This is a genomic window from Aliiglaciecola sp. NS0011-25, assembly GCF_040370605.1.
GTDB classification, from domain to species: Bacteria; Pseudomonadota; Gammaproteobacteria; order Enterobacterales; family Alteromonadaceae; genus Aliiglaciecola; species Aliiglaciecola lipolytica_A.
The window spans coordinates 1-1,002 of sequence record NZ_BAABWR010000054.1 but is presented as its reverse complement, the minus strand read 5'-3'; the positions used below and the strand labels follow the sequence as shown (position 1 = coordinate 1,002).

General features: G+C 38.3%; 3 protein-coding genes. All 3 read right to left on the bottom strand.

The genetic code is table 11. The features are described 5' to 3' along the window. Positions 1-444: DUF6174 domain-containing protein (locus tag ABWV72_RS21135; protein WP_353372950.1), on the bottom strand; the 444-nt coding region annotated here is incomplete at its 3' end. A 12-nt stretch (positions 445-456) separates the two neighbouring features. After that, the gene (locus tag ABWV72_RS21130) at positions 457-585 is read right to left on the bottom strand and encodes a hypothetical protein (protein ID WP_353372948.1); all 129 of its coding nucleotides are present in this window, start codon (positions 583-585) and stop codon (positions 457-459) included. Beyond that, a partial coding sequence (locus ABWV72_RS21125; RefSeq protein WP_353372946.1) for a hypothetical protein occupies positions 572-1,002 on the bottom strand: 431 nt, incomplete at its 5' end. The genes ABWV72_RS21125 and ABWV72_RS21130, both read right to left, overlap by 14 nt.

Genomic DNA, 1,002 nt, shown 5'->3' with positions numbered 1-1,002 from the left:
GAGTTCATGTGGCTTAATTACCTGAAAGTCAGTCACTTCTATAAAACACTCATCATCCCATATTTCTTTACTCCAATTTACTTCTATTTCAGAGGGAAAGCCTGTTTTATGGTAAGTGACATTATATTCATCTGCATTCTTTTCGGCGCGGTCAGCATATTCAAAAAGATCATCTATAGAATAAACGTCTATGCTCCTTGGGGTGATCTGCACTCCATTTTTTACAACAACTCGATACTCCAAATCCCTCATACATCCAAACATAAGTGTATAGCGGTAATTTTCAATTCCAGATTCAATCCACTGCCTATGGTAGCTGTTCAAAGGATTTACTTTATCACTGGGAATAATCAAATGATTAAAGGCAAACAAGACAACCAACACGAAACCAATGAAAGCAGAAATAAAAATATTTGCGGAGTTACTACCAAGTCTGAATATCATACTAATGAACTCCTAACGCTTCGCATAACTGGTAAATACTTGCTGGCTAAACTTGGCGAAGAATGAGCCCCAGCCAGCGAGTATTTGTCCAAGCGAGCTTGCGAGCAAGTTAATGCGTTTGTTATGTTTAGTTTTTTGCATAACCTTTCAATACCTGCATGAAAGTTTCGAGCTCAGAGTCGTAGCTGTTCTCTTCTATTATTCGGCTACTACAATACGAGACACCGCCATTTTCAGAAGCCACAAATACATATCTAGCACCGACAGTAATAGGTAAGCCACACATCGAAGAACTCAGTGATGTTCTAACTTTACGAAGGTTGGAAGTATCACCTTTATAAGTAGTTTCTATATCGACCTTCGCTTCGACAATGGAGTATTCACCATCATTCTTGATTGCGGTAGCTTCTTTCACAATAGCTGTAAAAACATAGGGGCTAAAAATGTCCGCGATAACATCATCAGCTGATGATATATGACAACTGCAAGCCAATGCAGAACTTGACGTCATCATTAGTGCAAAAATAGTTAGTATTCTCAATTTACACTCTCTAAACA

Bases quoted from the DNA above. Each gene is read 5' to 3' on its own strand.
- ABWV72_RS21130 (WP_353372948.1), bottom strand. From the start codon at position 585: ATGCAAAAAACTAAACATAACAAACGCATTAACTTGCTCGCAAGCTCG.